The organism is Cupriavidus campinensis (assembly GCF_905397395.1).
GTDB lineage: Bacteria > Pseudomonadota > Gammaproteobacteria > Burkholderiales > Burkholderiaceae > Cupriavidus > Cupriavidus campinensis.
The window spans coordinates 1-1341 of the sequence record NZ_CAJPVH010000141.1 but is presented as its reverse complement, the minus strand read 5'-3'; the positions used below and the strand labels follow the sequence as shown (position 1 = coordinate 1341).

Sequence of the window (1341 nt, the reverse complement as noted above, 5' to 3'; positions counted from 1 at the left end):
CCTTTTAGCTTGAGCTTGATGCGGTCGTGATTGTAGTACCGGATGTATTCGGCTATGCCACGACGCAACTGGTCGACGTTGGCGAAGCGCTCTAACCGGAAGCACTCTGACTTGAGCGTCCCGAAGAAGCTCTCCATCGCCGCATTGTCCAGGCAATTGCCTTTGCGGGACATGCTCTGACGCAAGCCTCGCGAGGCCAGTTTGCGGCGATATGCCGCCATCTGATAGGCCCAGCCCTGATCCGAATGCAGCATTGGGGTTTCGCCCGGGCGCAGCTTGCGAAGCGCCTTGTCGAGCATCTCCCGGATCAGCGCGAAGTCAGGCCGCTCGCTGGTCTGCCAGGCGACGATCTCCCCGTTGTACAGGTCCAGGACCGGCGAGAGGTAGAGCTTTTTGCCGCCTACGTTGAACTCGGTCACATCCGTCACCCACTTCTCGTTCGGCTTGCTCGCCTCGAACTGGCGCTGTAGCAGATTGGGGGCGACTCGCCCGACTTGCCCACGGTACGAACGGTATTTCTTCGGCCGTACGAGCGCCTTCAATTGCAGTGCCGACATCAGCCGTTGCACGGTTTTGTGATTCACCAACATGCCTGCCAGGCGCAGCGTCGCCGTGACCCGGCGATAGCCATATCGGCCCTTGTGCTGGGCATACACCTGCTGAATACGCGCCTTGAGTTCCCCATTGCGATCCCCGGCTTTGCCTGCCGCCATCTGGTAGTAGAACGTGCTGCGCGCCAGATCGGCAACCTTGAGCAGGATCGGCAGCGGGTGGTGCTCTCGCAAAGCATTCACGACTTGCGCTTTTTCTTTGGCGCAGCTTGCTCCTTGGCCCGGAGCAGGGCATCCAGCTTTTTTAGGTACGCCACCTCCGCGCGCAGATATTCGTTTTCCTTCAGTAGATCTTCGCGCGAGCGTCCGTCTTGAGTGGGCTCGGGAGTGGATTGGGGTGGCTGCTTAGGCTGGGACATGTTGGGTGGCCGGCCTTTGCGGCGCGGCTTGAGGGCTTCGATACCGCCCTCATGATACTGGCGCTCCCAGCGGCTGATGCCGCCTGCTTCGCGCAAGTCGAAGACGGCACTTGCCTGCGCATAGGACAACTCGTGGCGCCACATGTGCCGCAACACCGTCAACTTGAACTCGGCGCTATAGGCCTCATGCTTCTTGCCAAGCGCGGCTTCTCCATGCTGCCGCCACGCGCTGACCCAGCGCTGCAGCACCGAGCGGCCTATTCCGTGCTTCCGGCTCAGTGTCCCAGTCCCAACTCCCCCGGACAAATATTCCTGAACCACCTGGCGCTTGAACGCCTCGTTGTACTTCGCCATGAAAAACACCCCAAAGG

The 1341-nt window shown here is 60.6% G+C and carries 1 protein-coding gene; it reads right to left on the bottom strand.

All coding sequences use genetic code 11. The features are described 5' to 3' along the window. A protein-coding gene (locus KHO18_RS28225) for an IS3 family transposase (protein ID WP_377732740.1) occupies window positions 1-1324 on the bottom strand; the annotation gives its coding sequence in 2 pieces (ribosomal slippage) (window positions 1-839 and window positions 842-1324; 1322 coding nt annotated over the 2 pieces). This gene is flagged as partial in the annotation. Between the last annotated feature and the right edge of the window lie 17 nt (window positions 1325-1341).